Source organism: Burkholderia sp. 3C, assembly GCF_054589155.1.
Map to the genome: position 1 here is coordinate 55500 of NZ_BAAILN010000132.1, position 2195 is coordinate 57694.

Sequence of the window (2195 nt, forward strand, 5' to 3'; positions counted from 1 at the left end):
CGGCCCAGGGCAACGGCACGGTGCTGACCGGCACCAACGTGTCGAACGGCGCGGGCGCCGGCGCGACCACCGGCAACGGCACCGGCGCGACCGTGTCGGCCCCGGCGCCGGCCAACAACGTGCCCGGCCAGGTGGTGGTGGGCGGCAAGGTGCCCGACGAGGCCACCAAGGCGGCCGTGCTGCAAAAGCTGCGCGACACCTACGGGGCCGGCAGCGTGGTCGACCAGATCGAGGTGGGCGACGTCACCACCCCGCCGAACTGGGCCGCCAACGTGCAGAAGCTGATCGGCCCGCAACTCAAGCAGATCAGCAAGGGCCAGTTGAAGATCAACGGCACCGCGATCGACGTGAAGGGCGAGGTGCACAACGAGGCGCAGCGCCAGCAGGTCGCGAGCGACATGGCGAACCAGCTCAACCCCACCTACACGATCCGCAACGCGCTGCGCGTGAGCGCGTCCGAACAGGGCATCCTCGACCAGACGCTCGCCAACCGCACCATCGAGTTCGAGACCGGCAGCGCGACGCTGACGCCGCAAGGCCGCCTGATCCTCGACCAGATGGCCGCCGCGATGGCCAAGCTCGGCAACCGGCAGGTCACGGTGATCGGCCACACGGACAATTCCGGCAACCGCGATTCGAACATCGCGTTGAGCCAGGCGCGCGCCGATGCCGTGAAGGGCTACCTGATCGCCAAGGGCGTGGCCTCGCAGCAGTTGACCACCACCGGCGTCGGCCCCGACCAGCCGATCGCCTCGAACGACACCGCCGACGGGCGCGCCCGCAACCGTCGCATCGAGTTCCGCGTGAGCCAGTAACGGCACGGCGGCCACGCGCCAGGCAAAACGGCGCCGACGGGAATCCCCGCCGGCGCCGTTTTTTCATTCGGGCGCGCCGCCGCGCCCGGCTTCGGGTGGTCCCGTCAGTTGTTCTCGTCCGGCTTCAGCCCAAGCAGTTCGCGGATATGCGCGAGCGAGCCGTCGTCCTTGACGACCGAGGCCAGCCACTGGTGCAGCGGCATGTCGGCCCATTCGGCGGCCTTGTCGGCCAGGTAGGCCACCGGGCTGTGCGGCTCGGTGGCGCGGAAATACTTGGCCACCGCGCGCAGTTGCTCGACGGCCTGCGCGCGATTCTGGATGCCGGCGATCACGGTGGGCACGGGAACCGCGACGGGGGACACGGGCGGGGCGGCGTGGGTCATCGGGGCGGTCATCGGTGCGGTCGGCTCCGGGGTGAGCGGGGTCTTGAAGGACGGTTCGGCGCGCTCGGCCTGCGGGGCGGCCGGGGCCACGGGTGCGGCGGGCTGCGCGTCGGGCGCGTAGCCCTGCTCGCGCGCGAAGCGCTCGGCCAGCATGCGCACCGATTCGTAGGCGTCGCGCGCCTGGCGGAAGCTCGGCGCGGCATTGCCGGCGCGTCGCTCCAGTTCGTCGTCGAGCGCGCCGAGCGCCACCGCGAACGCGCTCAGGCCCGCCAGCAGCGACGCGTAGAACGCCACCGAGGTCATCCGCTTGGACGCCTCGATCTGATCGACGGACGGCTTGTTGCGGGCGATCTCGTGCGCGTTGTCGGGGTCGCGCCGCACCGCCTGCGCGACGTGCTGCGCCACGTCCCAGTCGAGCGCCGTGTAGGCGCTGCCCGAACCGTCGGTGAGCGGAATCGCGCGCAGCAGCTCGGCGGTGCGGCCCGACAGCCAGCCCACGTTGCCGAGCCGGTATTCGGTGTCGTCGCCTTCCGGCAACGGGTGCACCTGCTCCCACCAGGTGCCGCACAGGCCCGTCAGCAGTTCGTAGCCCTGCGTCAGCCCGGCCACGCCGTCCTGGATCGCAAGCGCCTCGGTCAGCCAGACGGCCAGCCGCAAATCCTTGGTCTGCGTGCCGAGCAGTTCGACCGACTGATCGACCACGAAGCCCCAATCGGCTTCCTTGATTTCGGTGATCCATTCGCCCTGGTCGAGCGACGGATCGTCGAACTTGCGCGCGTGCTGGATCGCATCGAATTCGGACGAGAACAGCATGTCCTCGCCGCAGGGCGAGGCATCGCTGAGGGGCGCGAGGAGCGCATTGACGTGAATCGGCATGATCGTCGTGACAGTGACACTGGAGAAACGATGAAACGGCGCGCGACGGCCAACGGGGAAAACCAGCGCCGTCGCGCGCGGCGAAAAAACGCTTACTGAACCGTGTACTCGAACTCGCCGG

2 protein-coding genes are annotated in these 2195 nt (G+C 69.9%); one reads left to right on the forward strand and one right to left on the reverse strand.

Translation table 11 applies throughout. From position 1 onward, the window contains the following. Positions 1-815: OmpA family protein (locus tag ACYP33_RS26680; RefSeq protein WP_459624547.1), on the forward strand; the 815-nt coding region annotated here is incomplete at its 5' end. Between the two features lie 104 nt (positions 816-919). Here the strand turns inward: ACYP33_RS26680 and tssA are convergent. Further along, positions 920-2074 (reverse strand): type VI secretion system protein TssA, encoded by a 1155-nt coding sequence (tssA, locus tag ACYP33_RS26685; protein WP_459624548.1) that lies wholly within the window; start codon positions 2072-2074, stop codon positions 920-922. Positions 2075-2195 lie beyond the last annotated feature (121 nt).

Coding starts and splice junctions, on each gene's coding strand:
- tssA (WP_459624548.1), bottom strand. CDS start 2,074: ATGCCGATTCACGTCAATGCGCTCCTCGCGCCCCTCAGCGATGCCTCG.